At 68.3% G+C, this 26,903-nt stretch carries 21 protein-coding genes, 1 tRNA gene and 1 riboswitch; of the genes, 4 read left to right on the top strand and 18 right to left on the bottom strand.

All coding sequences use genetic code 11. The features are described from left to right. Window positions 1–2: 2 nt before the first annotated feature. The 6 genes from RS883_RS10600 to RS883_RS10575 all read right to left on the bottom strand — a co-directional run bounded on the left by RS883_RS10600 (window position 3) and on the right by RS883_RS10575 (window position 9,276). A complete protein-coding gene (locus RS883_RS10600) occupies window positions 3–770 on the bottom strand; it encodes an ABC transporter ATP-binding protein (RefSeq protein WP_315760167.1) in 768 nt (255 codons plus the stop codon). Continuing rightward, a complete protein-coding gene (locus tag RS883_RS10595) occupies window positions 767–1,750 on the bottom strand; it encodes an iron ABC transporter permease (RefSeq protein ID WP_315760166.1) in 984 nt (327 codons plus the stop codon). The genes RS883_RS10600 and RS883_RS10595 overlap by 4 nt, the downstream gene beginning before the upstream one ends. Beyond that, the gene (locus tag RS883_RS10590) at window positions 1,747–2,586 is read right to left on the bottom strand and encodes an ABC transporter substrate-binding protein (RefSeq protein WP_315760165.1); all 840 of its coding nucleotides are present in this window, start codon (window positions 2,584–2,586) and stop codon (window positions 1,747–1,749) included. The genes RS883_RS10595 and RS883_RS10590 overlap by 4 nt, the downstream gene beginning before the upstream one ends. Further along, the gene (locus tag RS883_RS10585; protein WP_315760164.1) at window positions 2,586–4,529 is read right to left on the bottom strand and encodes a TonB-dependent receptor plug domain-containing protein; all 1,944 of its coding nucleotides are present in this window, start codon (window positions 4,527–4,529) and stop codon (window positions 2,586–2,588) included. The genes RS883_RS10590 and RS883_RS10585 overlap by 1 nt, the downstream gene beginning before the upstream one ends. A gap of 183 nt (window positions 4,530–4,712) precedes the next feature. Beyond that, a riboswitch (cobalamin riboswitch) is annotated at window positions 4,713–4,926 on the bottom strand. 213 nt (window positions 4,927–5,139) lie between these two features. Continuing rightward, window positions 5,140–8,184 (bottom strand): PAS domain-containing protein, encoded by a 3,045-nt coding sequence (locus tag RS883_RS10580; protein ID WP_315760163.1) that lies wholly within the window; start codon window positions 8,182–8,184, stop codon window positions 5,140–5,142. Between the two features lie 84 nt (window positions 8,185–8,268). Then, the gene (locus RS883_RS10575) at window positions 8,269–9,276 is read right to left on the bottom strand and encodes an NAD(P)-dependent alcohol dehydrogenase (protein ID WP_315760162.1); all 1,008 of its coding nucleotides are present in this window, start codon (window positions 9,274–9,276) and stop codon (window positions 8,269–8,271) included. Between the two features lie 132 nt (window positions 9,277–9,408). On the opposite strand from RS883_RS10575, the gene RS883_RS10570 reads away from it, so the two are divergent. Next, window positions 9,409–10,269: a type 1 glutamine amidotransferase gene (locus tag RS883_RS10570; protein ID WP_315765070.1), complete on the top strand. Its 861-nt coding sequence runs from the start codon at window positions 9,409–9,411 to the stop codon at window positions 10,267–10,269. On the opposite strand, the gene RS883_RS10565 is transcribed toward RS883_RS10570, so the two are convergent. From RS883_RS10565 to RS883_RS10555, 3 genes are all read right to left on the bottom strand, one after another. Beyond that, window positions 10,266–10,880 carry an undecaprenyl diphosphate synthase family protein gene (locus tag RS883_RS10565; protein WP_315760161.1) on the bottom strand — a complete coding sequence of 205 codons (615 nt, stop codon included), beginning with the start codon at window positions 10,878–10,880 and terminating at the stop codon, window positions 10,266–10,268. The genes RS883_RS10570 and RS883_RS10565 overlap by 4 nt on opposite strands. A gap of 75 nt (window positions 10,881–10,955) precedes the next feature. Next, window positions 10,956–11,288, bottom strand: a complete 333-nt coding sequence (locus tag RS883_RS10560; protein ID WP_315760160.1) for a hypothetical protein — start codon at window positions 11,286–11,288, stop codon at window positions 10,956–10,958. Between the two features lie 11 nt (window positions 11,289–11,299). After that, window positions 11,300–11,716 (bottom strand): cupin domain-containing protein, encoded by a 417-nt coding sequence (locus RS883_RS10555; RefSeq protein WP_315760159.1) that lies wholly within the window; start codon window positions 11,714–11,716, stop codon window positions 11,300–11,302. A gap of 151 nt (window positions 11,717–11,867) precedes the next feature. On the opposite strand from RS883_RS10555, the gene uvsE reads away from it, so the two are divergent. The 3 genes from uvsE (at window position 11,868) to RS883_RS10540 (ending at window position 15,438) form a co-directional block, all read left to right on the top strand. Next, window positions 11,868–13,019, top strand: coding sequence for a UV DNA damage repair endonuclease UvsE (gene uvsE, locus RS883_RS10550; RefSeq protein WP_315760158.1), 1,152 nt, complete (start codon window positions 11,868–11,870; stop codon window positions 13,017–13,019). Between the two features lie 111 nt (window positions 13,020–13,130). Further along, window positions 13,131–13,712 carry a gluconate 2-dehydrogenase subunit 3 family protein gene (locus RS883_RS10545; RefSeq protein ID WP_315765068.1) on the top strand — a complete coding sequence of 194 codons (582 nt, stop codon included), beginning with the start codon at window positions 13,131–13,133 and terminating at the stop codon, window positions 13,710–13,712. Between the two features lie 49 nt (window positions 13,713–13,761). Beyond that, on the top strand, window positions 13,762–15,438 hold the full coding sequence (locus RS883_RS10540) for a GMC family oxidoreductase (RefSeq protein ID WP_315760157.1): 1,677 nt from the start codon (window positions 13,762–13,764) through the stop codon (window positions 15,436–15,438). A gap of 7 nt (window positions 15,439–15,445) precedes the next feature. On the opposite strand, the gene RS883_RS10535 is transcribed toward RS883_RS10540, so the two are convergent. The 9 genes from RS883_RS10535 to mreC form a co-directional block, all read right to left on the bottom strand. Next, entirely contained in the window at window positions 15,446–17,089 is a 1,644-nt protein-coding gene (locus RS883_RS10535; protein WP_315760156.1) for a response regulator, read from the bottom strand. After that, the gene (locus tag RS883_RS10530; RefSeq protein ID WP_315760155.1) at window positions 17,086–17,643 is read right to left on the bottom strand and encodes a chemotaxis protein CheB; all 558 of its coding nucleotides are present in this window, start codon (window positions 17,641–17,643) and stop codon (window positions 17,086–17,088) included. The genes RS883_RS10535 and RS883_RS10530 overlap by 4 nt, the downstream gene beginning before the upstream one ends. Continuing rightward, on the bottom strand, window positions 17,640–18,488 hold the full coding sequence (locus RS883_RS10525) for a CheR family methyltransferase (RefSeq protein ID WP_315760154.1): 849 nt from the start codon (window positions 18,486–18,488) through the stop codon (window positions 17,640–17,642). Before RS883_RS10525 ends, RS883_RS10530 begins: the two co-directional genes overlap by 4 nt. After that, the gene (locus RS883_RS10520) at window positions 18,473–21,898 is read right to left on the bottom strand and encodes a response regulator (RefSeq protein WP_315760153.1); all 3,426 of its coding nucleotides are present in this window, start codon (window positions 21,896–21,898) and stop codon (window positions 18,473–18,475) included. The genes RS883_RS10525 and RS883_RS10520 overlap by 16 nt, the downstream gene beginning before the upstream one ends. 342 nt (window positions 21,899–22,240) lie before the next feature. Further along, window positions 22,241–22,316: transfer RNA gene (locus tag RS883_RS10515), tRNA-Lys, on the bottom strand. 102 nt (window positions 22,317–22,418) lie between these two features. Beyond that, a complete protein-coding gene (gene rodA / locus RS883_RS10510) occupies window positions 22,419–23,543 on the bottom strand; it encodes a rod shape-determining protein RodA (RefSeq protein WP_315760152.1) in 1,125 nt (374 codons plus the stop codon). Continuing rightward, entirely contained in the window at window positions 23,540–25,495 is a 1,956-nt protein-coding gene (mrdA, locus tag RS883_RS10505) for a penicillin-binding protein 2 (protein WP_315760151.1), read from the bottom strand. The genes rodA and mrdA overlap by 4 nt, the downstream gene beginning before the upstream one ends. After that, window positions 25,492–26,001: a rod shape-determining protein MreD gene (locus tag RS883_RS10500; protein ID WP_315760150.1), complete on the bottom strand. Its 510-nt coding sequence runs from the start codon at window positions 25,999–26,001 to the stop codon at window positions 25,492–25,494. The genes mrdA and RS883_RS10500 overlap by 4 nt, the downstream gene beginning before the upstream one ends. Further along, window positions 25,998–26,885 carry a rod shape-determining protein MreC gene (gene mreC, locus RS883_RS10495; RefSeq protein ID WP_315760149.1) on the bottom strand — a complete coding sequence of 296 codons (888 nt, stop codon included), beginning with the start codon at window positions 26,883–26,885 and terminating at the stop codon, window positions 25,998–26,000. Before mreC ends, RS883_RS10500 begins: the two co-directional genes overlap by 4 nt. Window positions 26,886–26,903 lie beyond the last annotated feature (18 nt).

The following is a 26,903-nucleotide window of genomic DNA, read 5'->3' as shown; positions in this document are numbered from 1 at the left end:
GGTCAGTTGCCGAAGCGGATGGTGGCGCCACGCTCGCCGCGCTCGACCGACACCCGCATGTCGTAGAGCGCGCCGAGCAGCGGCCCGGTCAGCACGTCGTGTGCCGCACTGGCGGCGAGCAGGCGACCTTCCTTTAGCGCCACCACATCGTCCGCGATGCGCGCGGCGAGATCGAGGTCGTGGAGCGCGACGATCACCGTGCACCCCTCGTCAGCCAGAGCGCGAAGCTGGCGCCCCGCCTCATGCGCGTGGCGCGGATCTAGCCCGGCGCTCGGCTCATCGACGATCAGCAGCTTGGGCTCGGCCACGACCGCGCGCGCCAGCATCGCACGCGCCAACTCGCCGCCCGACAGCCGCGTCGCCTGACGATCGCGAAGCGTGGTGAGGTCGAACCGGGCGAGCGCGGCGTCGATCGCCGGCTGCCATGTGGCAGGGAGGCGGCCGAACGCGGGCAGATGCTGGCTGAGCCCCAGCGCGACGAGCCGCTCCACACTGACCGGCCATTCCGCACGCGGCGATTGCGGCAGATAGGCGCGGATCGCTGCAAGATCGCGCGAGCGGAGCGTCGCCAGCGGATCACCATCGAGTATCACGACGCCGGTCGTCGGCCGCAGCAGGCCGGCAGCGACCTCCAGCAGGGTCGATTTGCCCGCCCCATTCGGTCCGATCACCGCAGTCAGCCGGCCCGGCGCGAACCGCAGGTCGATCGCCTCCAGCACCTTGCGGCCCGAGCGGAGATGGCCGACGCCTTCCAGGGCGAGCGACGTCACGGAGCCGTACTCCGCACGCGAAGAACCAGCCACAGGAAGAAGGGCGCGCCGACGACCGCGATCAGGACGCCGAGCTTGAGGTCGAGCGCCGGTCCGGCGATCTTGGTCGCGACATCGGCGGCGAGCACCAGCGCCGCACCGATCAGCGCTGCAGGCGCGAGCGCCGCGCCGGGCCGATGGCCGACGAGCGGGCGCGCAAGGTGCGGGGCGATCAGCCCGACGAAGCCGACCGCTCCCGTCACCGCCGTCGCCGCGCCCACCCCAGCGGCGGTGCCGATCAACGCGAGCAGTCGCAGCCGCCCGACATCGACGCCGAGGCTTTCGGCCTGCCGCTCGCCGAGCGTCAGCGCATCGAGTCCGCGTGCGGTCAGCGACAGGAGGACAGCGCCGATGACGATGAACGGCGCGGCGAGCGTGACATGGTCCCAGCTCCGGTCGGCGAGCGAGCCCATCAGCCACGTGACGATCTCGTAGGCCGCGAACGGATTGGGCGCGAGGTTGAGCGCGAGGCTGACCCCCGCCGACGCCAGCGTCGATACCGCAACGCCCGCCAGGATCAGCGACAGGGTGCCGCCCGTCCGGGACAGCGCAAACGCGATCCCCACCGCGGCCAGCGCGCCGATCAGCGCGAAGGCGGGCGTGGCGAGCCCGGCACTTGCGGCAAATCCGTAGTAGATCGCGATCACCGCGCCGAGCGACGCACCCGACGACGCGCCGAGCAGCCCCGGTTCGGCCAGCGGATTGCGCAGCAATCCCTGGAGCACGGCACCCGCGAGTCCGAGGATGCCGCCGACCATCAACGACAGCACGAGCCTGGGCAGTCGCACCTCGACGATCAGCAATCGCGCGAGGCTCGGTTGTGGATCGGCGAGCGCCGCCAGCACCGTCGCGGGTGACAGCCACACCGGCCCGGCGAGCAGCGACGCCGCCGCCAGCGCCACCATCGCCAGCGCGATCAGGCCGAGCGCCGCGCGCCTCATCTCGCCATTTCACCCTGCAACTTCAGGACCGCCTCGCCGATCATCGGCGTGCCGCAGACATAATAAGCCTGCGAGATGCGCAGCGTCCGCCCGCGCCAGTGCTCGCGCACGACGCGGTGGCGGGTGACGTCGTCGCCCAGGCTGCCGCCCGAACGCACCGCGGCGCCCTGAACGATTAGGTCGGGGTCCAGCTTGAGCAGCGTCTCGATGTCCGGGCGACCATAGCTGTAGCCGCCCATCTCCCGCACGACGTTGCGCGCGCCGGCGGCTGTCAGCACTTCGTCGTAGAGCGTGCCGGCGGCCGCGCCGAAGCCGCTGCCGTCCCAGGCGGCGACGCGGGGATGGCGCGTCGTTCCGCGAGCGGCCTGTGCCAGGCGCGCGTCCATATCGGCGATCAGCGCCTCACCGCGCGCCGGCTCGCCGACCGCCGCGGCGACCTGGCGGACGGTGCGGCGGATATCGTCGAAGGTCTGGGCATGGTCGACCTCGATCATCGGCCAGCCGATCCGGCGCAGCATGCCGCGCAGTGCCGGCGTCGTGAACGATCCGGCGACCACGAGGTCGGGGGCCTGTCGCAGCACTTCCTCGGCCTGGCCATGATTGACGGCGACGCGAGCGGCCGCGGGCGCCATCAGCGACCCCGCCGGATCGTGCGACAACCAGCTGACCGACGCGATCCGCTCGGGCGGAAGCAGCGCGAGCACGATCTGGTCGGTGCACTGGTTGACGCTCATCACCCGCAGCGGCCGGGCGACCGCGGACGGGACGGCGGGCGGATGCTGGCTGCACCCGCCCACCAACAGCAGCAGCATCAGCGATGCCGCCGCCGCTCGCATCAGAAGCGCGCCCGAACGCCGCCGTAAGCGCCGCGGCCGGTGCCGACGAAGCTGAACACTTCCTCGTTCCGCTCGCCGACGAGGTTCTCGACGCGCCCAAACAGCGACACCGCATCGGTCAGGCGGTAGTCGAGCGCGAGATTGACCATCACGAATTCCTCAAGCTCGACGGTGACGGGCACGAAGCTGGGGTCGATGAAGGCGCTGTCGAGCTGGCGACCGTTATAGCGCGCGGTGAACGTGCCCGACAGCCGCTTGTCGGCGCTGAACGCGGTGACGTTGACGCTGCCGATGTGGCGCGGCCGGCGGATCTCCTCGACGCCATTCTCCTCGGCATCGAGATAGGTGTAGGCGAGATCGATCTTGAGCTGATCGACGGGCCGCGCGGACACGAACGCCTCGACGCCGTGCTGCTTCGACCGGGTCGTCCGGTTCGCCGGCGTCGCGACGAAATCGGGCGCGGGAAAGGTCGTGAAGATCTCGTCCTTCAGCCGGTTGTCGAAGTAGGTCGCGCCGATCGTCGCGCGCGTGCCGACCTCCTGATCGACGCCGGCTTCCCAGCCCTCCGACCGCTCGGGCCTGAGGTTCGGATTGCCGATATAGCGCCCGTCCGAATAGCCGAAGAGCTCGAAATAGCCGGGGTTCTTGACGCCGGCGCCATAGGCGCCGCGAACACGCAGGCCGAAGGGCAGGCGATAGCCGGCCTGCGCGCGCCAAGTCGTCGTGTCGGCGAAGCGGTCATTGGCATCGTGGCGGACGCTGGCGCCGGCCGACAGCGCGTCGCCGACGGTCAGCTCATACTGGCCGACAAAGCCCCAATTCTCGGTCGTGCGACGCCCCTGGAACGCGAAGGGGGAGGGGGTGGTCGTCCGATACGCCTCATGCTCGTAATCGACCGCGCCGGTCAGCCGGTGGCCGACATTGTCGTCGCCGAGCCGCAGGCCGGTTTCGTAGCTGCCCTTCCAGCGGCGTCCCTTGTTCCCGTAATCGACGCCGGCGGGCGACAGGCCCTGGCGGACGGTATCGGCGACCTGGCCGGTCAGCGCATGGGTCCAGCGGCCGTCGAGCAGCGAGAGATCGCCGCGGACGAGGCCATAGGCGCCGTCGATCCGCGTGCGGACGCCGGGGCTGTCGACGGTGTAGCCGAAGGTGGGGCTGGTGAAATCGCCATCGCTGTTGTTGGTCAGCGCATCGGTGAAGCTGTAGCGGCCGACCGCCGTCAGGCGCAGATTGTCGGACGGCGTCCAGCTCAGCTTGGCGCTGCCCGCGGCGCTGGTGACGCCGACATCGCGGACGCCGCCCCGCGCGGTCGGCTGACCATCGGTGCGATAAAGCGTGCCGGTGACCGCATAGTCGACCGTCTCGCCGGCCCCTGCGATGCGTGCATTGCCCGCTGCGGTCCCGAACGATCCCCCCTCCGCCCGGATCGAGATGCCCGGCGCCTCGCGGCCCGTGGCGGTGATGTAATGGATGACGCCGCCGATCGCGTCGGAGCCGTAGAGCGAGGATTGCTGCCCGCGCAGCACCTCGATCCGGGCGCCGTCGTCGGCGATCAGCGTGTTGAAGTCGAACTCGCCCTGATAGGGGTCGGACACCTCGATCCCGTCGACCAGGACGAGGACGTGGTTGCTCTCGCTGCCGCGAATTCGGACCTGCGTCAGGCCACCGCGACCGCCCGTCTGGCTGACCGCCAGGCCGGGGACGTCGCGCAGCACGTCGCTGACGAAGCGCGTCTGCCGCTCGGCCAGATCCTCGGCGGACAGGACGGTGAGCGAGGCGGGCACGTCCGCTGCCTCGACCGCGCCGGCGGAGCGCGATGCGGTGACGACGATGGGATTGCCGTCGGCATCGCGCGCCGGCTGGCTCGGGTCGGTCTGGGCAAAGGCCGGCGCTCCGAACGATGCGGCCGCCAGCGCGATCAACGAAATCTGGGTCTTGTTCATGGTTCTTCCCCCGCGTTGCTCCAAAGGACGCAGTCGGGGGCTGTCCGTGGCGGACGAGGGCGCCGGGCGAGGAGGCGAACGCGGTGCCCCGAACGAACGGCGCCGTTCACGGCCCCCAGGCCGCGCGGCTTCGTCGCTCGAACGGAAGCAGGTCCCGCGCCGCGGCCACCCCCTGGGCCAAGGCGATGAGCGACAGCGCTGGCAGGTCTCCTGGCTCGCGGGTCAAGGCTCGACGCGCGCCTTCCCAGGTTGCCCCAGTGGCTGCGTCCCTGGTCGGGGACGCGTGCACGTCTCGCTCACCGCTTACAGTTGCAGGGACAGCCGCGGATTGGGGCCGATCGGCCCGCACCGCATTCCCTTTGAAGCCCTTGCGGGCACCGGCGCGATCATGCCGCCGGGGCAGGACCCCGACAACGCGCCGCGCTTTAGCCGAAGCGGCGAGGGTCGCAAGTGGAAAGGCGAAGGATACGGCGCGAGTTTCTCCCCGGAGGAGGGGAGGGGGGACCGCCGCGAAGCGGGGTGGAGGAGTACTCGCCCCGAGCGTGGCGCTTTCGGCGACACCCCTCCACCATGCCTTCGGCATGGTCCCCCTCCCCTTGCAGGGGAGGATTTAGGTTGCTTCCAGGACCTCGCGGACCTTTCGCGCCAGGCTCTCATAGGTGAAGGGTTTGGCAATCAGCTCGACGCCGGGTTCCAGCCGTCCGCCCTGCATGATCGCGTTGCGCGTGTAGCCGCTGGCATACAGCACCTTGAGGCCCGGATTGATCGCGTGCGCGCGGTTGACGAGTTCGGCGCCCGACATGCCGGGCATGACGACGTCGGTGAACATCAGGTCGACCTCGGTTTCTCGCCGCTCGATCAGGCGGAGTGCCGACGTGCCGTCATGCGCCTCGAGCACGCGGTAGCCGAGCTCGCGCAGCACCTCCACGGTGTAGGCGCGGACGTCGTCATCGTCCTCGACCACCATGATCGTCTCCTCGCGGTGGGAGGGAAGCGCGGCGATCGTCGTCGGCTCGTCCCCGGCGACCTCAGCTTCGCGCATCAGGCGCGGAAGGTAGAGGCGGACGGTCGTCCCGATGCCCGCCTCCGAAAAGAGCTTCACGTGGCCGCCCGATTGCTTGACGAAGCCATAGACCTGGCTGAGACCGAGCCCGGTTCCGCGGCCGACCTCCTTGGTGGTGAAGAAGGGCTCGAACACACGGGTCACCGTGTCGCGATCCATGCCGTGACCGGTATCGGTGATGGCAACGAGGACATATTGGCCCGGCGCGATCTCGGCCGCGGTGTCGCCCTCCTCGACCCACGCATTGCGCGTCTCGATCGTGAGGCGGCCGCCATCCGGCATCGCATCGCGCGCGTTGACGGCGAGGTTCAGGATCGCGTTCTCGAGCTGGTTGGGATCCGCCTCGGTCCGCCAGAGATTGGGGTCGCCTGACACCTCTAAGGCCACCGTCTCCCCCAGCGCGCGGGCGACGAGGTCGGACATGCCGGCGACGAGCTGACCCACGTCGAGCGGCTTGGGATCGAGCGGCTGGCGGCGCGAGAAGGCGAGCAGTCGCTGCGTCAGCGCCGCGGCGCGTTCGGCGCCCTTCTGCGCGTTGCCCATCGCGCGCGTCGCCCGCATCGAATCGCCCGTCGACAGCGCCCGGCGCGCGATGTCGACGCTGCCGATGACGATCGTCAGCAGATTGTTGAAGTCGTGCGCGATGCCGCCGGTCAGCTGGCCCACCGCTTCCATCTTCTGCGCCTGGCGGAGCGCATCCTCGGCCGCCAGCAGTTCGCGCGTGCGCTCGGTCACGCGCGCCTCCAAGCTGGCGGCGAGGTCGGCCAGATCCTTGTTGATGCGGACGCGCTCGATATGCGCCCAGGACCGTTCGGTCACCGCGGCGATCAGGCCGAGCTCTTCCTCGGTCCAATCGCGCCGCACGCGATCGTGGATCGCCATCAGCGCGGTCAGCCGTCCGCCCTTGACCAGCGGCATGCAGATCGTCGCGGTGATCCCGATCGCGCGGAACGTCGCCGCGGCCGCTTCGGGAAGCTCGACGCCATTGTCGGCGATCACCAGCGGCTGACCGGCGTGCAGCGTCTCGACCGCGCGCTCGCCGAAGTCGCGCAGACTGTAATGGCCGACGATGCTGGTGGTTTCCGGCGCCGCCCAGTCGCCGCGGATGCTGAAGCCGTCCTCGTCCTCGTCCATGTCGGCATAGGCGCAGTTGCTGATGCCCAGATGCTGCGCGACCATGCGGGTGGTGGTCGCCATGATCGCATCCGCATCGACCGCCTCGGCGATCGCGCGGCCGAGGTCGTCGAGGAACTGGAGCCGCGCCTGGCTCTCGCGAAGCGCCGCCTGCTGCTCGCGGCGTTCGGTGACGTCGGTGTGGATACCGACCCATTCGGTGATGGTCCCGCCCGCGTCGAACATCGGCACGGCGCGGATCAGGAACCGGCGCCACTCGCCCGCGACCGTCCGCACCCGATGTTCGTAGGCGAAGGTCGAGCGTGCCTCGACCGCGGCGCGCCAGACCGCGATGGTGCCGGGCGCATCGTCGGGATGGACGGCGGCCGCCCAGCCATAGCCCTGATACTCGTCCTCGCCTTGCCCGGTCAGCGCCGCCCAGCCCGGCTGAGGGCCGCGCATCTCGCCATCGGCCGTGTTCGTCCAGACATAGCCCTCGATCGCCGCGACGGCCGCGCGAAAGCGATCGTTGCTCGCGCGCAGATCGACCTCGTGCGCGCGCCGCTCCGACAGGTCGAGCATCGCGCCGATCATCCGCACCGCGCGGCCATCCTCGTCGCGAAGGATGAAGCCGCGATCGAGAACCGGCGCATAGCTGCCGTCGGCGCGCTCGAAGCGGTATTCGGCACTCCAGTTGACGACGGCCCCGTCGATCGCGGCATGGATGCCGTCGGCGATCCGGGTGCGATCGTCGGCATGGATGCGGCCGATCCACCAGTCGCCGCTGCTGCCGACGCTGGCGAGCGGATGGCCGTAGGCCACCGTCAGCGCCTCGTTCCATTCGACCCGATCGGCGACGAGGTCCCAATCCCAGATCGCGTCGTTGGTCGCGCGAGCGGCGAGCCGGTAGCGCGCCTCCATCGCCGCACGCTCGGCATGGCGCGCGCGTTCCTCCGCCAGCGCGCGGCGGAGCTCGAGCTGCGCGGTCACCTGCCGCGCGAGCAGCTCGAGCAGCCGGCGTTGCTGCGGCGTGACGCCGTTCGGCCGCGCGACCCGGTCGATCACGCACAGCGTGCCGAGCGGCAATCCTTCCCGCCCATACAGCACCGCACCGACATAGAAGCGGATGCCGTTTTCGGCCGTGACCAGCGGGTTGGCGACGAAGCGCTCGTCGGCGCTGAGGTCCGGCACGACGAGGAAGCCGTCGGTGCGCAGCGCATGAGCGCAGACGGATTGTTCGATCGGCGTCTCGGTCTGGCCGAAGCCGCGCGCCGCCTTGAACCACTGACGATCGCGCGCGACCAGGCTGACGAGCGCGATCGGCGCCTCCAGCGCGTCGGCCGCAAGCTGCGCAATCTCGTCGAAATCGCTTTCGGCCGGGGTGTCGAGCACGTCATAGCGGTCGAGCGCGGCCAGCCGTTCATCCTCCGACCAGTCGCGCCGGACGGGCAGGGGGGCGGGAACGGTCGGTTCGATCATGGCCGACGCCTAGCAGCGCCGCGCCCGCCTTGGCATCCCCCAAACTGACGTATGTTTGACGCGATCGATCGAGCGTCGCTCACCTCACCACTCGATCCCGATCTTGCCGAAATGCGCGGAGGATTGCTGGTGTCGAAACGCCTCGGGCAGCGCATCGAGCGGGAAGCGGCGGTCGACGATCGGCTTGATCCCGGTCGCGTCGATCGCGCGAACAAAGTCCTGCTGCTGGCGGCGCGATCCGACGATCAATCCCTGGAGCCGAGCCTGCTTTGCCATCAGCGCGGCGGTGGGCACGTCGCCCGCGGTGCCGGTGACAGTGCCGATCAGCGCGATGTGCCCGCCGACGCGCACCGCCTCGATCGAGTTCGCCAGCGTGCCGGCGCCGCCAAGCTCAAGCACATGGTCCACGCCGCGCCCGCCGGTCCAGTCGCGGACGGCGCGGCCCCAAGCCTCGACTTCACGATAATTGACGACGTGGTCGGCGCCCAGGTCGCGCGCACGCTCGAGCTTCTCGCCCGAGGAGGAGGTGATGACAACGGTCGCGCCCATCGCCCTGGCGATCTGGAGCCCCCAGATCGACACGCCGCCGGTGCCGAGCAGCAGCACGACGTCGCCTGCCTTCAGTCCGCCATCGCCGACCAGCGCGCGCCAGGCGGTAAGGCCGGCAGTAGTGATCGTCGCCGCCTCGACCGCGTCATAGCCGCGCGGGGCGTGGGTGAAGGCGGTCGTCGGAACGACGACGGCTTCGGTGGCATAGCCGTCGATCCCGTCACCGGGCGTGCGGCTGAAGTCGCCGATCGTCGGCGCGCCGTCGTGCCAGTCCGGGAAGAAGCACGAGACGACCGCGTCGCCGACCGCGAATTCGGCGACACCGTCGCCCACCGCCTCAACGATGCCGCCGCCGTCAGCGAGCGCGATGCCGTTCGGTTTGCCCTGCATCCGACCCGTGACGACGCCCAGGTCGTGATAGTTGAGCGAACTGCCGTGAAGGCGCACGCGGATCTCGCCGGCGCCGGGCTGTCCCGGGTCGGGCCGGTCGGCAAAGGCCAGTGTTTCGAGTGTCGCGGGCGAACCGGTCACCATCGCCTTCATGCGGGATGCTCCTTCATGTCTGGCCGGCGCATATCGGGGGCCGGGCGATCAGAACAAGACGCGGGGCGGAGCCGATCCGCCTATCATCCGTTAGGAAGCCTCGCGGACAAAGGGGCGTATGTGCTTCAAGATGTGTTGAATTTCCTGATCGCCGAAAGCGAGCCGCCCGAAGCGCGCGACAGAAGGCGGCGAAGCGTCGGGCGAAGTTCGGGCGAGACGTACGAGGCGTTGCTGGAGCGGATCGCACCTGGCGCACGAACGACGCGGGTGACGCCGGCGGACCACGGGCAGGATGCGGTGCCGCCCGACGGCCTCGATGCCTATGACGCGGTGTTCCTCACCGGATCGCCGCTTCACTTGTACGACGACACGCCCGAGTGTCGCCGGATCATCACGTTCATGCGCTCGGTGTTTGCGTCGGGCACGCCGTCGTTCGGCTCCTGCGCCGGGCTTCAGGTGGCGACGGTCGCCGCGGGCGGGACGGTGCGATCGATGGGTGGCCGGCGCGAGGCAGGCTTTTCCCGTCGCATCGCGCCGACCGATGCGGGGCGTGGGCATCCGCTGCTCGCCGGGCGGCCGGCGGCGTTCGATGCGCCGGCGATCCACACCGATGAGGTCGCGTCGCTGCCCGAGGAAGCGGTGCTGCTCGCCTCCAATGGCGTGACAACGGTGCAGGCAGCGGAGATCCGCAGCGGCCCGGGCATCTTCTGGGGCGTTCAGTATCATCCCGAACTCAGCCTGTTCGAGGTGGCGGCGGCGCTTCGGCGTCAGGCCGACGACCTGATCGAGCATTCGCTTGCGCAAAGCGACGACGATGTGGAGGCGCATGCTTTGTTGGTCGAGGCGCTGCATGACGAGCCCGGCCGCCGCGATCTCGCCTGGCGGCTCGGCTTGGACGATCAGGTCACCGACCGTGGCAATCGGTGCCGGGAGATCGGCAACTTCGTCGAGCATCTGGTGCTGCCGACCCGATCGCGGCGCGGGCGCGGCTAGCCGCCGAGCGTCTGGTCCTGCTGTGCGAACCAGGTGAGCGCGGCGTCGAACTGATCGGGTTCGAAATCGGGCCACAGCTCTTCGCGGATGTAGAAGTCGGCATAGACCGACTGCACCGGTAGGAAGCCGCTCAGCCGACGCCCGCCGCCCCAGCGGACGATCAGGTCGAGGCGCGAGACGTCCTTCGATCGCAACCCGTCGCCGCGCAGCCCGTCGAGGTCCCACTCCCAGCCATAGTTCATGAGGAGGTTGACCTTCATCCCGTCGCCGCGGCGCTCGCGATAGTCGAGCAGCTCGCGCGGGAACTTGGCCGAACGCTCGTCACCGACGACGAGCACCGCCGCCCCGCGATCGGCGATCGCATGGGCGAAGGCGACCGACGCCTCGGTAAAGCGCGCCTGCTGCGCCGAGGGCCGCTTCAGATTGTCCTTGGTGAAGCAATAGATCGTCACTTCCTCGATGCCGAGGCTCATGCACTGGTCCGAGAGGCGCAGACCGGGTTCGATGCCGTGCGCGTACCCGTCCTGCTTGGCGAGGCCGCGATCGGTCGCCCATCGGCGATTGCCGTCGGGGATGAAGCCCACATGTCGCGGCAACCTGCGCTTGACCATCTTTACTCCCGTTGGTGGCGTCGGACCCAGCCTAGCACCCGGCGGCGTTTGCGCCTGTGATACAGGTTATGAACGTTATGCGAGCCCCTCGAACCAATCTCTATAGGGCGTGGTGCGAGCCATGTGGCGGTTGAGGTCGGGAGCGCCATCGTCCCACCAGACGGGCCCGCGCTCGCCCAGCGCCGTCTTTGCGTCATCCACGCGCCTGCCCGCGTCGGCGAGCGCATCCTTGTCGCCCGCGCGCCGGGCCGTGCCGACCGCCCGGCGCGCGCTCATCAGATCGGCGACGAGCGCTTGCCGAACGTCCTCGGCCAACGCTGGGTTGGACCGGCGCCACAGCCGGCCGCGCACGACGATGTACCGGCCGTCCGGCGTGACGGGAACGTCGCCGCGCTTCGTGCCCGTCACGCCCGCGCGCCTCAGCGGCCAACCGCTTCCTTGACCTTCTCGGCCGCCTTGGCGAGCAGGCCCTTCTCGGCTTCCTCCGCCTCTTCCTTGGTCTTGAAGGCGGCGCCCTCGGGCTCGGCAGGGGGCGCGTAGACCGAGAACAGCTTGAGCGCGCCCGATCCCTTGTTGGCGATGTTGTGCTCGGCGCCCTTGGGGATGACGACCATGTGGTTGACGCCCGCCTTGGTCCGGCTGCCGTCGACGGTCACCTGCGCCTCGCCCGCGACGATGAAGGTCGTCTGGTCGGCGGGGTGGGTCTCCAGCCCGATCTCCTCGCCGGCCGGGATGCTCATCAGCACGACCTGCACCTTGTTGTCGCGATAGACCTCCTTCTGCCAAAGCTCGTTCTTGGTCGCGAGTTCGACCATGTCCTTGTTGAAGATCGCCATGCCGGGCTCCTTTGATGGGGTCAGCGACAGGAACGCGGTGCCGGGCAAACGGATGCGCCGCGGAAATATGCCGAGGAAAATTTGAAGGTGCGAAAGGAGCTTAGGCTGGGCGATGTCGTTGACCCTGTCTCATGTTACGACAGGTGCACGCTTGACCGATCCTTCCCGCCCGCTGCGTCTCGGCTTTCCGGTCAAGGTGATGGGAAAGCCCGGCATGAAGACGCAGGACACGCGTCGCTGGCAGAAGAACCCGCATCTCAAATGCTCGCTGGAGCTGCTCGACGCGGTGCTCGACTATCTGAAGGCCGAGCGGCTCGACATGTACCGGCTGTCGTCGGACATCGCGCCCTATGCCACGCATCCGGACCTGCCGCAGTTCCACGGTATGGTCGCCGAGAGCGATGCGGAGCTGCGCGCGTTCGGTGCCAAGGCGCGCGAGTACGACATCCGGCTGTCGTTCCACCCCTCCCAATATGTCCTTCTCAACGCGCCGGACCCGGAGCTGACGCGCAAGAGCATCTGGGACCTGTCGAGCCAGGCCGAGATGCTCGACCGGATGGGCCTTGATGACGAGGCGGTGATGGTGACGCATGTCGGCGGCGTTTACGGCGACCACGAGGCGAGCCGCGCACGCTGGATCGAGGGGTGGGAGCAATGCCCGGAGCATGTCCGCCGCCGGCTGGTGCTCGAGAATGACGACATCCGCTTCTCCGCCGCCGATGCGCTCTGGATCCACGAGCGGACGGAGGTGCGGCTGATCTTCGACTATCAGCATTTCTGGTGCCTCAACCCCGAACGGCTCGACATGCGCGAGACGCTGGAGCGCTTTCTCGCCACCTGGCCCGCGGGCGTGCGGCCGAAGATCCATTTCTCCAGTCCCCGCACCGAACTCCGCGAGATCAAGCAGAAGATCACGCCCAAGCAGCGCGCCGCCGCCAAGGCGGGGAGGGCGCAGAAGGGCGCGATGCTGAAGGCGCCGGTCAAGCCGACGGCGCGGGTCCGCACCGTGCTGCGCCCGCCGATCTGGACGGGTCATGCCGACTTCACCAACCCCTTCGAGTTCGCGACCTTCATGCGGATGGCCGAGGGGCTGGTGTTCGACGTGATGCTGGAGGGCAAGTCCAAGGATCTGAGCCTGATGCGGCTGCGCCCCGACCTGCTGCGCTACGCACCCGACGTTGCCGCCCGCTTCGGGATCACCGAGGCCGAGGCGATCGAGGATGAGGCGCGGCTGGAGCGCGGCGTCGATACCGAGGACGAGCCCGATGTCGACGAAGGATCGTCGACGCGAGAGGCCGCCTGACGTAGAAGCCTGTCGACAGGATTGTATCGATCCTATACGATCCATCAACGATCGACGGGAGAGGGTGATGGTTAAGTGGTTGGCGGATCGCCGAAAGGCGAGGGCGTGACGATGATCGAACCGGCCAATGGGTTCTCGATCGATCGCCGCACCGCACTGGCAGGGATCGCCGGCGTGTTCGGCGCCGGCCTGTTCGCGCCGCTCGCGCGCGCGGCCGGCTATGAGCCGATCCCCAAGATCAACACGGGCAAGCCCGCGGTCGTGTTCACGCCCGCGCAGCGCGCGCTCGTCACCGCACTCAGCGAGCGGGTGATGCCGACCACCGACACGCCGGGCGCGATCGCCGCCGGAGTGCCGGAGTATATCGAGCACATGATGGGCGACTGGGCGATCAGCGACGATCGCGACCTGATCGTCGGCGGACTGGGCGCAATCGATGCACGCAGCATGGCCGACTACAAGAAGCCTGCGCTCAAGGTATCGGGCGCTCAGCAGGACGCGCTGCTGACGCTGGCGATGAACGACCAGATCCCGAACGGCGCCAAGTTCTTCGAGGCGTTCCGCCAGCTCGTCGTCACCGGCTATTTCACGTCGGAGATCGGGATCACGCAGGAGCGGACCTATCTGCCGGTGCCCGGCGACTATGACGGCGCCTATCCGGCGTCGAAGGTGACGCGCATCTTCTCGGCCTGAGCGCCCTCCGCTCGCTCGACCCCATTTCAGAATTCGACAGGCAGACATCATGGCAGCAACGGATCGCTTCGACGCAATCGTCATCGGCTCGGGCGTGAGCGGCGGCTGGGCCGCCAAGGAACTCACCGAAAAGGGGCTGCGCGTCCTGATGGTCGATCGCGGCCGGATGGTCGAGCATGGGGAGGACTATCCCTATGACGGTAAGTCCGCGTTCGAGATCCCGGCGCGCAACCGCATGCCGGCGGCGTTCACCAAGAGCGACTATAAGGGCCTGAACTTCTGGGTTCAGCCGGCCAATCAGCCGTTCTTCACCAACGATCGGCTGAACCCGTACGACTTCGACGCGCCCAATCCGTTCCACTGGGTGCGCGGCGGCGTGGTGGGTGGCAAGTCGCTGACCTGGGGCCGCTGGAGCTTCCGCTGGGCGCCGACCGACTTCGAGGCGAACAAGCGCGAGGGCATCGGTACCGACTGGCCGATCCGGTATGACGACGTCGCGCCGTGGTACAGCTATGTCGAGAAGTATATCGGCGTGTCCGGCGGGCGCGAGAATCTCGACTATCTGCCCGACAGCGAGTTCATGCCGCCGTTCCCGATGAACGTCGCGGAGAAGTGGCTGAAGGGGCGGCTCGAGTCCGAATTCCCGGGCCGCAAGCTCATCAACGCGCGCCTGTCCAACATCACCGAGGACAAGCCCGATCAGAACCGCTCGCGGTGCCAGAAGCGCGCGCAGTGCGACCGCGGTTGCAGCTTCGGCGCGTACTTCTCGACGCAGGCGGTGACGCTCCCGGCGGCGCGCGCGACGGGGCGGCTGACGCTCCGGCCCGACACCTGGGCGACCAACGTCGAATATGATCCGGCCAAGAAGCGCGTCACCGGCGTTCGCCTGGTCAACGCCAATACTGGCCAGGCCGAGGTCGTGCAGGCGCGAATGGTGTTCCTGTGCGCCTCTGCGATGGGGTCGCTCCACGTCCTCCTCAACTCGCGGGCGGAGGGCAGCCAGCGCAGCCACTTCCATTCGAACGGCGCGCTCGGCAGCGCGGTGATGGACCATATCTTCAAGGTCAATCTGGGCGGCGACGTGCCGGGCATGACCGAGTTCGTCGAATATGGCCGTCGCCCCGGCGGCGTCTATGTCCCGCGCTTCCGCAATCTCAAGGACGAGGAACTGCCGTTCAAGCGCGGCTATGGCTATCAGGGCGGCGCCAGCCGCCGCCAGCCGGTGCCAGAGGGCTTCGGCGTGTCGATGAAGCACGGCATGCGCAACTATGGCCCATGGCGCTTCAACATGAGCGCGTTCGGCGAGTGCCTGCCCTACGAAGACAATCGCGTGATGCTGAACTTCGACAAGACCGACAGCCGCGGCATGCCGCTGCTCCGCTTCGACGTCACGTTCCGCGACAACGAGATCAAGATGATGGACGACGCGCAGGCGCAGGGCGAGCTGATGCTCCGCCAGGCGGGCCTGACCAACGTCACCAGCAACCGCGGCACGCACATTCCGGGCGAGGCGATCCACGAGATGGGCGGCGCGCGCATGGGTCGCGACCCGCGGACGTCGGTACTCAACGGCTGGAACCAGGCGCATGACGCGCCGAACCTTTATGTCACCGACGGGGCGATGATGGCGTCGGTGTCGTGCGTGAATCCGTCGCTGACCTTCATGGCGATGACCGCCCGCGCTGCGGACCATGCGGTCAAGCAGATGAAGGCGGGCGTGATCTGACCGGCGTTCAGGCGGGCTGACGGCTCACGATCAGCTCGCCGATCCGCGTAGCGAGCGTCTCGAGCGAGAAAGGCTTCGTCACCATCGACATGCCCGTGCCCAGGAAATCGCCGCGCAGCGTCGCCTGTTCGGCATAGCCGGTGATGAACAGGATCGGCAGCTCGGGCCGATGCGTCCGCGCCAGCGTCGCCAGGTCGCGGCCGTTCATGCCCGGCATGCCGATGTCGGAGATCATCAGGTCGATGCGCTGGTCGGACGCGAGCAGCGGCACCGCGTCGGTCGGCGTGCCGATCTCGACCGCCTCGTAGCGCAACTCCTCCAGCACCTCGCGCACCAGCATCCGGACGGATTGGTCGTCCTCGACGATCAGCACGCGCTCGCCCGATCCGCCGCGCGCGAGGACGGGCGTGGGCACGGCGGCGATCGTCGGCGCCTGGGTCGTCGGGAGGTAGAGCTTGACCGAGGTGCCGCGTCCCGGCTCGCTGTCGATCCGCACCGCACCGCCGCTCTGCTGGGCAAAGCCATAGACCATCGACAGGCCGAGGCCTGTTCCTTGGCCGATCGGCTTGGTGGTGAAGAACGGGTCGAAGACCTTCTCGATCACGTCGGCGGGGATGCCGGTGCCGGTGTCGGAGACCGCCACCATCACGAAGGGACCGTCGCCCAGATCGCGGATCGTCGACACGCCCGTCTCGATCACCAGCTTGCCGCCGTCGGCCATCGCGTCGCGGGCATTGAGCGCGAGATTGAGGATCGCGTTCTCGAGCTGGTTGGCGTCGGCGAGTGCGTTGGGGAGCTCGGCGGCGAGCGCCAGCTCGAACTCGATCTGCTCGGGCAGTGCGCGCTCGACGAGCTGGGTCATCGATCCGATCAGGGCGTTGAGGTCGAGCGGCGCCGGATCGAGCGACTGACGGCGCGAGAAAGCGAGCAGGCGGTGCGTCAGCGCCGCGGCCCGCTGTGCAGAGGTGGTCGCCGCGTCGATGTAGCGGTCGAGATCCTCGAACTGGCCCATCGCCATTCGCCGCCGCATCAGGTCGAGCGAGCCGATGATGCCGGTCAGCATGTTGTTGAAGTCGTGGGCGATGCCGCCGGTCAGCTGGCCGACCGCCTCCATCTTCTGGCTCTGGCGCAGCGACGCCTCGGCGCGCTCGCGCTCGGCGATCTCGGCCTGGAGCCGGTCGAGCGCGTTCTCCAGCTCGGCAGTGCGGTCGCGCACCTGACCCTCAAGCTGGTCGGCGGCGTCGGCGAGCGCGCGGCGGCGCTGGTGGAGGTCGAAGAAGACGCTGGCCTTGCCGCGCAGGATGTCGGGCTCGATCGGCTTTTGAATGAAGTCGACGGCACCCGCTTCATAGCCGCGGAAGCGCCGGTGCGTGTCGGCGCTGCCCGCGGTCACGAAGATAATGGGCACGTGCCGCGTCCGCTCGCTGCCGCGCATGAACTCGGCGAGCTCGAAGCCGTCCATGCCCGGCATCTGTACGTCGAGGAGCGCCAGCGCGACCTCGTGCGTCAGCAGCAGCTCCAGCGCCTCCTCGCCCGATCGTGCGCGCAGGAACCCCAGCCCCTCGCGCCTGAGCAGCGCTTCCAGCGCGATCAGGTTTTCCTCGAGGTCGTCGACGATCAGGAAATGGGTGATGTCGGCGGCGTGGGTCATGATGCTACAAGGCTAAGCAGGAAATCGGCGACCGCGTCGAGTGACATAGGTTGGGAATCGCGACATCGCGCCAGCGCCGCGGCGGGCATCGCCGATGCATAGGCGGTGGCGGGGTCCTCGACCAGGACGGTGCCGCCGGCCGCCACGATCGCCGCCGCGCCGCGGGCGCCGTCGTCATTGGCGCCGGTCAGCACCACGCCGGTCAGTGACGCCGCAAAGATATCCGCCGCGCTTTCGAACAGCACGTCGATCGAGGGGCGCGAGTAGAGCACCGGCGGCTCGACCGAGAGCGCGATCGTGCCGCCCGCCTCGACCAGCATGTGATAGCCGGGCGGCGCGAAATAGGCCGTGCCGGGTGCGATCGGCTCCTTGTCCTCGGGCTCCCGCACCGCGATCCGGCACTTGTCCGCGAACAGCGCGGCGAGCGTCGAGGGCGTCTCGGGGATGTGGACGACGATGAGGAGCGGGAGCGGATAGTCCACGGGCAGCCGCGGCAGGATGCGCGACAATGCCTCCACCGCACCCGCCGACGCGCCGATGACGACCGCACTCATCGTTCGGCCCGCTGGTAGATCTTTTCCTCCCGCACGAACTCGCTGAACGCGTCGGCATGGGCGGAGAAGCGCAGCGTTTCCTTCGACCCCAGCCCCAGGAACCCGCGCCGGCTGAGCGAATCCTTGAACAGCCCGACCGCGCGGTCCTGAAGCGGGCGATCGAAATAGATCATGACATTGCGGCAGGACACGAACTGGCATTCGGCGAAGACGGCGTCGGTGACGAGGCTGTGGTCGGAGAACACGACCTGCGCGCGCAGCTTCTTGTCGAACACCGCTCGACCATAGGCGGTGGTGTAATAGTCGGAGAGCGAGGTGCGGCCGCCCGCCTGCTGATGGTTCTGCGTGAACGCCGCGATCCGGTCGAGCGGATAGACGCCCGCCTGCGCCGCCTCCAGCGCCGCGGGATTGATGTCGGTCGCGTAGAGGAGCGTGCGGTCGAGCAGCCCCTCCTCGTGAAGCAGGATCGCAAAGGAGTAGAGCTCCTCGCCCTGGCTGCACCCGGCGATCCAGATCTTGAGCGAGGGATAGGTGCGCAGGTGCGGCACAACTTTTTCGCGGATCGCGCGGAAATAGCCCGGATCGCGAAACAGCTCGCTGACCTGCACGGTCAGATAGTCGAGCAGCTGCCCGACCAGCGCATCGCCGTGGAGGAGCGTGTCCTGCATCGCCGAAAAGCTCGTGAAGCCGAGCTGCGCCCGCGCCTGCCGCAGGCGCCGCTTGATCGACGCGCGGGCGTAGTGGCGGAAATCATAATGGTAGCGCCGATAGAGCGCCTCCAGCAGCAGGTGGATCTCGATATCCTCGACCGCCTCGGTCGCGGGCGGGGCTATCTTGGCATCCATACGCGCACCAGCGAGAGCAATTTGTCGACGTCGAGCGGCTTGGCCATGTAGTCGTTGGCGCCGGCCGCGATGCAGTTGCGCTGATCGTCCGGCATCGCCTTGGCGGTCAGCATGATGACCGGCAGCTTGGTCCAGCGCCGATCCTGTCGGATGCGGCGCGTGGCATCCAGCCCGTCCATCACCGGCATCATCACGTCCATCAGGACGAGGTCGATCGCCTCCGCGGTGCCCGCGGACTTGTCGAGCGCGTCCAGCGCCTCCTGTCCGTTGCGCGCGATTGCGATCCTGGCGCCGCGCGGCTCCAGGATGTTGCTGAGCGAATAGACGTTCCGGACGTCGTCCTCGACGATCAGGATGCGCCGTCCCTCCAGCAGCGCGTCGCGGTGGCGCGCTTGGCGGATCATCTTCTGCTGCTCGGGCGGCAGTTCGGACACGACCTGGTGGAGGAACAGGGTCACCTCGTCGAGCAGGCGCTCGGGCGACTTGGCGCCCTTGATGATGATCGAGTTCGAATAGCGGCGCAGCTTCTGCTCGTCCTCGCGGCTCAGATCGTGGCCGGTATAGACGATGACGGGCGGGAAGCCGTGTTCCTCGTCCTGGCTGAGCGTCTCGAGCAACGAGAAGCCCGAGGCGTCGGGCAGCGACAGGTCGAGCACCATGCAATCGAACGTCTGCTCGCGCAGCAATTGCAGGCACTCGGCCGCGGTTCCGGCGCCGACCGCCTCGACCTCCGGCCCGGCCAGCAGCTTGCCAACCGCCTCGCGCTGGACGGGATCGTCCTCGACGATCAGAACGCGGCGCATCGTGCGCGTCAGCTGCGCCTCCAGCGCGCCGAGTGCCTGAGCCAGATCCTCGCGCTTCACCGGCTTCACCAGATATCCCATCGCGCCGAGCGAGAAGGCGGTGTGCGTCTGGTCGCTCGCCGACACGACATGGATCGGGATGTGCCGCGTCGCATCTTCGCGCTTGAGCCGGTCGAGCACCGCGAGGCCAGACTGATCGGGAAGGCCGAGGTCGAGCACGATCGCGTTCGGCCGATATTCGCGCGCGAGCGACAGCGCTTCTTCAGCGGTGCCGGCGACGAGCGCCTGAAATCCCGCCTCGCGCGACAGGTCGCGGACGATCCCGGCGAACACGCGATCGTCCTCGACGATCAGCAGGATGCGGCGTGTGGCTTCGAGCTGGTCGCGATCATCCTCGACGGGCGCCAGCCGGGCGAGGGCGGGAGCGGGGCGGGAGCGCCGGCGCGGGTTCGGCCGAAGCCGCGGCGGGGCGGGCTCAGACCGTTGCTCGACCAGCGACGGGTCGTAATCGATCGGGATCGTCACGGTGAACCGACTGCCCTTGCCGGGCTCGCTCTCCAGCGTGATCGCGCCGCCGAGCAACCGCGCCAGCTCGCGCGAGATCGACAGGCCGAGGCCGGTGCCGCCATATTTGCGGTTGATCGCCCCATCGGCTTGGCGGAACGCCTCGAAGATCGCGCGGTGCTGCTCGGGGGTGATGCCGATTCCCGTGTCCGCCACGGTCAGCGCCAGCCGATCGCCGTCGGCGGGCGCGATCGCCAGCGTGACGGTGCCGCGCTCGGTGAATTTGAAAGCGTTGGAGAGCAGGTTCTTGAGGATCTGCTCCAGGCGCTGCCGGTCGGTGCCGAGACCAGAGGGCGCCGCCGGATCGATCTCGATCGCGAAGTCGAGCCCGCGCTGCCGCGCGATCGGATCGAAGGTTTGGCGAAGGTCGCCGACCAGACGGTTGATCGACACCGGCTCGGCATGGATGTCGACATGCCCCGCCTCGATCTTCGACAGGTCGAGAATGTCGTTGATGAGGTTGAGAAGGTCGTTGCCCGACGCCTGGATCGTGCGTGCATATTGCGCCTGATCGTCGGACAGGTTGCCGTCCGGATTGTCGGCGAGCAGCTTCGACAGGATCAAGAGCGAGTTGAGCGGCGTGCGCAGCTCGTGGCTCATATTGGCGAGGAAGTCGGACTTGTACTGGCTTGCCTGTTCGAGCTCGCGCGCCTTGAGCTCCACCGCCGCGGTCGACTTGGCGAGGTCGTCGCGCTGCGCTTCCAGAAGCTGGGCCTGCTCCTCCAACTGCGTGTTGGTCTGCTCCAGCTCCACCTGCTGCTGCTCGAGCCGCACCGCCGATTCCTTTAGCGCGCGGCCCTGTTCCTCCAGCTCCTCGTTCGAGACCTTGAGCTCCTCGCTCTGCACCTGAAGCTCGTTGGCTTGGCGCTGGGTCTCGTCGAGCAGCGCCTGAAGCTCGCTGCGATACTTGGCCGAGCGGAGTGCGATGCCGACGGGCGAGGCGATGCGCGTCAGCAGCTCCAGCGTGCGATCGTCGATCGGATGGAGGAAGCCGAACTCGACCACGGCATTGACCTCGCCATCGGCGATCAGCGGCGCGATGACGAGGTGGCGCGGTGTATCACGGCCCAGCGCCGAGCCGAGCGTCAGATAGCCCTCCGGCACGTCGGTCAAAACCATCGGCGATCCGTCGGCGGCGACGCGGCCGAGCAGCCCCTCACGCAGCGTGAACCGCTCCGGCACTGCCGCATCGGCCGGCACGCCGAGCGTCGCCATCCGCTCGAACAGGCCATGCTCGCCCTTGAACAGCACGCCCGCCTGTGCGCCCAGATAGGGCGTCAGCGTGTCGAGGATGTTGGCCGCCAGATCGCGCACGCTCTTGTCGCCGAGCATCGCCTGGCCCAGCTCGACCTCGCCCGCCTGGAACCAGCTCTGGCGGACGCGCGCGAGCGCGGTGCGATGGAGCAGCACCCCGACCGCCAGCGCCAGCGCGCCGCCGAGCAGCGCGGTGACGATGCCGCTGATCGTCGCGGTCCAGAACGCCGCGTCCATCTGGGTCAGGCGGGCCTCGCGCGACCGTCGCTCTTCCGTCCGCATCTGGCTGATCTGGTCGCGGATCGCGTCCATGGCGATCTTGCCGCGGTCGGTGTTGACGAGCGCGAGCGCACCCGAAACGTCGCGCGACCGGCGAAGCTCGATCGTCTGGCTGAGCTCGGCAAGCTTGGCATCGAGGCGAGGGCGCAGGCGTTGCAGGTTGGTGCGCTGCGCGGAACTGATGCTGGTCATCGCCTCGATCGTCGCGACGCTCGCCTCGGTCCTCGCCAGCGCCTGCTGGTAGGGCTCCAGATAGCGCTCGTTACCGGTGAGGAGGTAACCACGCTGACCCGTCTCGGCATCCTGGACCGCTGAGAGCAGGTTGCCGAGTTCGGTGATGACCTCGTGCGTGCGGACGACGCGGGCCGTGTCGCCGCGCAGCGCCTGGATGTTCGAATAGGCAAGCGCGCCGCTCAGGAGGAAGAAGAGCAGCGCCCCGCCGATGCCGAGGATGGTGCCGAGCCCGATCCGGTCGGGAGTGCGCGCATCACGCACGAAAGCCTGCGCCATCGTTTCCGGCGATCCTTTTGCCACGAACAAGTCGCAGCGACCGCTTCCACGCATGGCCATGAGGCGCAAGCCTCAATCGTCCGAAAACCGTCCTTGCTGAAGTGTCAGTCGGGCGTCGGCCTTACCGAAAGCGGTTTGTGCGGCGCAGCAGAAAGTGGCGTGCCTGAAGGTGATAGATGGCCTGCATCCGGTCCATACCGGTCTCACGCTGGATACGCTGAATCTCGATTTCGCTCGGCATGAGCAATAAAACCACCACGGCAGATCAAGTTTCCCGTGCTTCAACCCTTCGATGCCTCAACTCGGCACGCGTGCTGCTCTGCAGCAAATGAAAGGGAGGAATGGTGGACGCACTTGGGCTCGAACCAAGGACCCGCTGATTAAGAGTCAGCTGCTCTACCAACTGAGCTATGCGTCCATTCCGGAGAGGAACGAGCCGTTCAGAAAGGCCGTTCCCGCGTCGGGAGGCGCGCCACTAGCATCGCCCCCTCGACCCGACAACCCCTTTTTTCGCATTGCGTCAAAACATCCGGGGAAAGCCCGACTTGGGCTGTCCGGCGCGATTGAGCGACATGAGGATGCCGACGCAGATCAGCACCGTCATCTGTGCCGATCCGCCGAAGCTGACCAGCGGAAGCGGGATGCCCACGACCGGCGCCAGGCCCATCACCATCATCAGGTTGATCGCGACATAATAGAAGATCGTCGTCGCCAGCCCCGCCGCCGCCAACCGTCCGAAACGATTGGGCGATCGGCCCGCGACGTTCATCCCCCAGCGGATCAGCAGCATGAAGGCCAGGATCAGCAGCACGCCGCCGACCAGACCCCATTCCTCCGCCATCGTCGCAAAAACGAAGTCGGTGTGACCCTCGGGCAGATAGTCGAGGTGGCTCTGCGTCCCCTGGAGGAAGCCCTTGCCGAACAGCCCGCCGGATCCGATCGCGATCTTCGATTGGCTGATGTGATAGCCGGTGCCGAGCGGATCGGCCTCAGGGTTCATGAAGATCAGCACGCGATTGCGCTGATAATCGTGGAGCACATAGTTGACGGCGATCGGGATGAAGAGTGCGAGCGCCAGTGCGCCGCCGATGAACAGCCGCAGCGGCACGCCCGCTAGGAACATGATGACCAGCCCGCCACCGGTGATCATCAGCGCGGTGCCGAGATCGGGCTGGAGCATCACCAGCGCCGCGGGCATCGCGATCAGCCCGGCCGCTGGCCAGATGCCGCTGAACCGCCGCACCTCCGCCGCCGGGAGGATCGCGTAGAAGCGGGCGGCGGCGAGGACCATGAACAGTTTCATGAACTCGGAAGGCTGGAGCCGGATGAAGCCGAGGTCCAGCCAGCGCTGGCTGCCCCCCTTGACCGCGCCGAGCAGCTCGACAGCGACGAGCGCGACGAGCGTGATCCCATAACCCGGCAGCGCGATCGCTTCCCAGGCGCGCGCAGGCACCCAGGACAGGACGATCGCGAGGCCGAGACAGACCGACAGCCGCAATCCCTGCGACCAGGCCCAGGGCAGGAAGCTGCCCCCCGCGGCGGAGAACAGCACGACCGTGCCGAACCCGCCGATCGCCAGGATCAGCAGGAGTACATGCCAGGGCAGTTGCGCGATCGGCGCCGGGATGAGTTCGGACAGCTTCATGGGCGGGGCGGCGGGGCTGGAGGTGACGCCTCAGGATGTGGCGAGGGGGTGGGGATCGGGATGGGCGCCTGCCGGACGAGGCGATACGCCTCCGCCTTGGCCGCCATGCGCGCGTTGAGGTCGCCGCCCCACTGCTTCTCGAACGCGTCGAGCGTCTCGATCGCGCGGGGACGGTCGAACAGATAGGTGAGCAGGTCGCGCGCGACCGGCGCCGCGGCGCCGGAGCCCGACATGCCGTGCTCGATCACGACGGCGACGGCGTAGAGCGGTGCCTCCACCGGTGCGAAACCGATGAACAGGCCGTGGTCGCGATACTTCCAGGGCACGTTGAGGCCACCGCGCGCGCCGCCGGCGATGCGGCGGACCTGCGCGGTGCCGGTCTTGCCGCCCATGCGAATGCCCTCGACCTGCAGGCGGCTGCGCACCGCGGTACCGGCGCCGTTGACGACCTCGTCCATCCCCGACCGGATCAGGTCCATGCGCTCGGGCGGGACGTCGAGCATGGGCGCGACGATCGGCGCGTCGGCGAGGATACGCGGGACGAGCGCGCGACCGGATGCGATCCGCGACGCCTGGACCGCGAGCTGAAGCGGGCTGGCGAGGATGTAGCCTTGTCCGATTGAGGCGTTGAGCGTGTCGGACGGCGTCCATTTCTGATCGTACTTGCGCAGCTTCCACGCCGGATCGGGGATAGTGCCGTAACGCTGCGATGGGAAGGGCAGGTCGTATTCGGCACCGAGCCCCAGCTCACGCGCGGCGGCGGCGACCGCGTCCATCCCGACATCGCGACCCATCGTGTAAAAATAGGTGTTGCAGCTCTTTGCGATCGCGCGGTGCAGATTGACCGAGCCATGCCGTCCAAGGCAGCGGAAAAAGCGGTTGCCAAGCTGATAGCCGCCGCCGCAGAAGACGGTGCGGTTGGGGTCGATGCCCGAACGCAGCGCCGCCAGCGCCGTCGCCGGCTTGAAGGTCGATCCCGGCGGGTAGAGGCCCTGCAGCACCTTGTTCATCAGCGGCAGATGGTCGTCGCCGCTCAGCATCCCCCATTCGAGCCGGCTGATCCCGTCGGAGAAGCTGTTGGGATCATAGGCCGGCATCGACGCCATCGCCAGGATGCCGCCGGTGCGCACGTCGATGACGACCGCCGAGCCGCTCTCGTTGCCCAGCCGCCGCGCGGCATATTCCTGGAGCCCGGCGTCGATCGTCAGCTTGACGGTGCGGCCGGGCACGTCGCGCCGTGTCTCGAGATCACGGACGGGACGACCGCGCGCGGTCACCTCGACGCGGCGAGCGCCGGGAATACCGCGGAGATCCTTTTCCAGCGATTTCTCAAGCCCATCTTTGCCGAGCTTAAAACCCGGAGCGAGATAGAGTGGGTCGCGGGTCTCCTTGTACTGCTCGGCATTGGCGGCGCCGACATAGCCGACCAGATGCGCGACTGCGGCGCCCGCCGGATAGTTGCGCGCATAGCCCTGTGTCGGCGCGACGCCGGGCAGCTCGGGCTGGCGCACCACGACCGCGGCATAGCGTTCCCAGTCGAGATTCTCCGCCACCGGCACCGGCTGGAGCCCACGCGCGGTGCTCAATTCCTTGGCGATGCGATCGACTTCGGTGGGGTCGAGCTTCAACAGGCGGGCGAGGTCGGTAAGCACGCGCACCGCATCCTCGACGCGTTCGGGGATGAGGTCGATTCGGAAATCAGTGCGGTTGTTGGCGATCGCATGGCCTGCGCGATCGACGATCCAGCCGCGACGCGGCGGGATCAGTGTCAGGTTGACACGATTGCTCTCGGCAAGCAGCTGGTACCGCTCGTTCTCCGCGACGGCCAGCCACGCCATCCGACCCGCCAGCATTGCGCCGACGCCCATCTGCGCGATGCCGAGCGTCATCGCCCGCCGCGAGAAGCTGAACGCCTGTGCCGCTTCGGTCACCTGACGGATCGGGCCGCTCATGGCCGACCCTTGGCGTCGAGCGCGAAGCACATGCGTGCAATCACCGGATAGAGCGCGGCGGATAGCGCAATCTGAAGCGCCAGCGCGGTGTCGACATGCGCCCCCAGCGGCGCGGCAATGAGCCGGCCGCCGATGAGGCAGAATGCGATCGTCCCGCTCGCCAACAGCCAGTCCTGCCAGAAATCACGCCACACGAGACGCATATCTAGCATATCCAAGGCAATAAACGACATCCCCCATAGGAGCATCGAACTGCCGAGCGGCTGGCCGCTGACCAGATCGTCGAACAGCCCGAGCGGCGCCGCCGCCCAGACGCGCAGCACATCCGACCGGAGCAGCCGCCAGCCGGCCAGTAGGATGAGGCCGAGCGGCGGCAACCAGGGCACCGTCGAGACCACCGGCACCAAGGTCGCAAGCGATCCGATCATCACCGTCAGCGGCGCCAGCCGCCGCGACCGGAGCGGCGGCTCCGGCTCTGCAAAGGCGGAGCGGAGCGGTTCGTTCACTTCTTCGCCTCGGCACCGGGGGGCGGCGCGGGCTGGGCAGGGGGAAGGAGATAGGGGCGCTGGACCTGCGCGAAGTCGAGCATGTCGGGGTTGGCAAGCGGGCGGGCCTCGGCGGTGTCCCGCGCGTTCTTGAGGACGCGGGCGACCGGGATGCCCGGCGGATAGATGCCGCCCGCGCCCGACGTCACGAAGACGTCGCCGGCGCGATAGGGCATGTTGGCGATCCCCGCGACGCGGACATCGATCAGTCCGTCGCCGCGCCCCGTCGCGATCGCGGGCATGCCATCGCGCACGCGGCGCACGGGAATGATGCTCTCGGGATCGACCGCCAGCAGCACGCGTGCGGTGTTGGGGCTCACCTCCAGCACGCGGCCGACCAGCCCTTCTGGCCCGCGCACCGGATAGCCGGCGCGCACGCCCTGCCAAAGTCCGGCGTTGAGGGTCGCGAAGCGGCGCGTGCTCGACCCGCTGGCGTTGACGAGGCGGGCGGTGGCGATCGTCTGCCCCTCACGGTCGCGGAGCTGGAGCAGGCGACGCAGGCGGATATTCTCGATCACCAGCGAGCGGGCGCGCTCGACCAGCTTCTTCTCCGCTTCACGCTCGCCCTTGAGCCGGCGGTTCTCGCCCATCACGCCAAAATAGCCGCCGACTCCCGGCGGGATATCGGCGACCTGGCGGCGCATCCAGTCGAGCCCCGACGATACCGGCGTCGTCGCTTCCCTCAGGATGCCGCGCGCCGCGACATAGGCGGGCGGGTTGAAGAAGGAGAGCACCAGCAGGATCGCGCCGACCATCGCGCCCAGCGCCGCGGCGACATAGCCGAGGAACAGGCCGAATTGCGCCCGGCGCGAAAATCCTGGCCGCGGCTTGCGTGGCGGCGCCATCGGCGCGCCCTCCCTTAT

Origin of the sequence: Sphingomonas sp. Y38-1Y, from assembly GCF_032391395.1 — a bacterium.
Lineage (GTDB): Bacteria > Pseudomonadota > Alphaproteobacteria > Sphingomonadales > Sphingomonadaceae > Sphingomonas.
This window is presented reverse-complemented; position numbering and strand designations above follow the sequence as displayed.

Coding starts and splice junctions, on each gene's coding strand:
- RS883_RS10595 (WP_315760166.1), bottom strand. CDS start 1,750: ATGAGGCGCGCGGCGCTCGGCCTGATCGCGCTGGCGATGGTGGCGCTG.
- RS883_RS10590 (WP_315760165.1), bottom strand. CDS start 2,586: ATGCGAGCGGCGGCGGCATCGCTGATGCTGCTGCTGTTGGTGGGCGGG.
- RS883_RS10585 (WP_315760164.1), bottom strand. CDS start 4,529: ATGAACAAGACCCAGATTTCGTTGATCGCGCTGGCGGCCGCATCGTTC.
- RS883_RS10580 (WP_315760163.1), bottom strand. CDS start 8,184: ATGATCGAACCGACCGTTCCCGCCCCCCTGCCCGTCCGGCGCGACTGG.
- RS883_RS10575 (WP_315760162.1), bottom strand. CDS start 9,276: ATGAAGGCGATGGTGACCGGTTCGCCCGCGACACTCGAAACACTGGCC.
- RS883_RS10565 (WP_315760161.1), bottom strand. CDS start 10,880: ATGGTCAAGCGCAGGTTGCCGCGACATGTGGGCTTCATCCCCGACGGC.
- RS883_RS10555 (WP_315760159.1), bottom strand. CDS start 11,716: ATGGCGATCTTCAACAAGGACATGGTCGAACTCGCGACCAAGAACGAG.
- RS883_RS10545 (WP_315765068.1), top strand. CDS start 13,131: ATGATCGAACCGGCCAATGGGTTCTCGATCGATCGCCGCACCGCACTG.
- RS883_RS10540 (WP_315760157.1), top strand. CDS start 13,762: ATGGCAGCAACGGATCGCTTCGACGCAATCGTCATCGGCTCGGGCGTG.
- RS883_RS10535 (WP_315760156.1), bottom strand. CDS start 17,089: ATGACCCACGCCGCCGACATCACCCATTTCCTGATCGTCGACGACCTC.
- RS883_RS10530 (WP_315760155.1), bottom strand. CDS start 17,643: ATGAGTGCGGTCGTCATCGGCGCGTCGGCGGGTGCGGTGGAGGCATTG.
- RS883_RS10525 (WP_315760154.1), bottom strand. CDS start 18,488: ATGGATGCCAAGATAGCCCCGCCCGCGACCGAGGCGGTCGAGGATATC.
- RS883_RS10520 (WP_315760153.1), bottom strand. CDS start 21,898: ATGGCGCAGGCTTTCGTGCGTGATGCGCGCACTCCCGACCGGATCGGG.
- rodA (WP_315760152.1), bottom strand. CDS start 23,543: ATGAAGCTGTCCGAACTCATCCCGGCGCCGATCGCGCAACTGCCCTGG.
- mrdA (WP_315760151.1), bottom strand. CDS start 25,495: ATGAGCGGCCCGATCCGTCAGGTGACCGAAGCGGCACAGGCGTTCAGC.
- mreC (WP_315760149.1), bottom strand. CDS start 26,885: ATGGCGCCGCCACGCAAGCCGCGGCCAGGATTTTCGCGCCGGGCGCAA.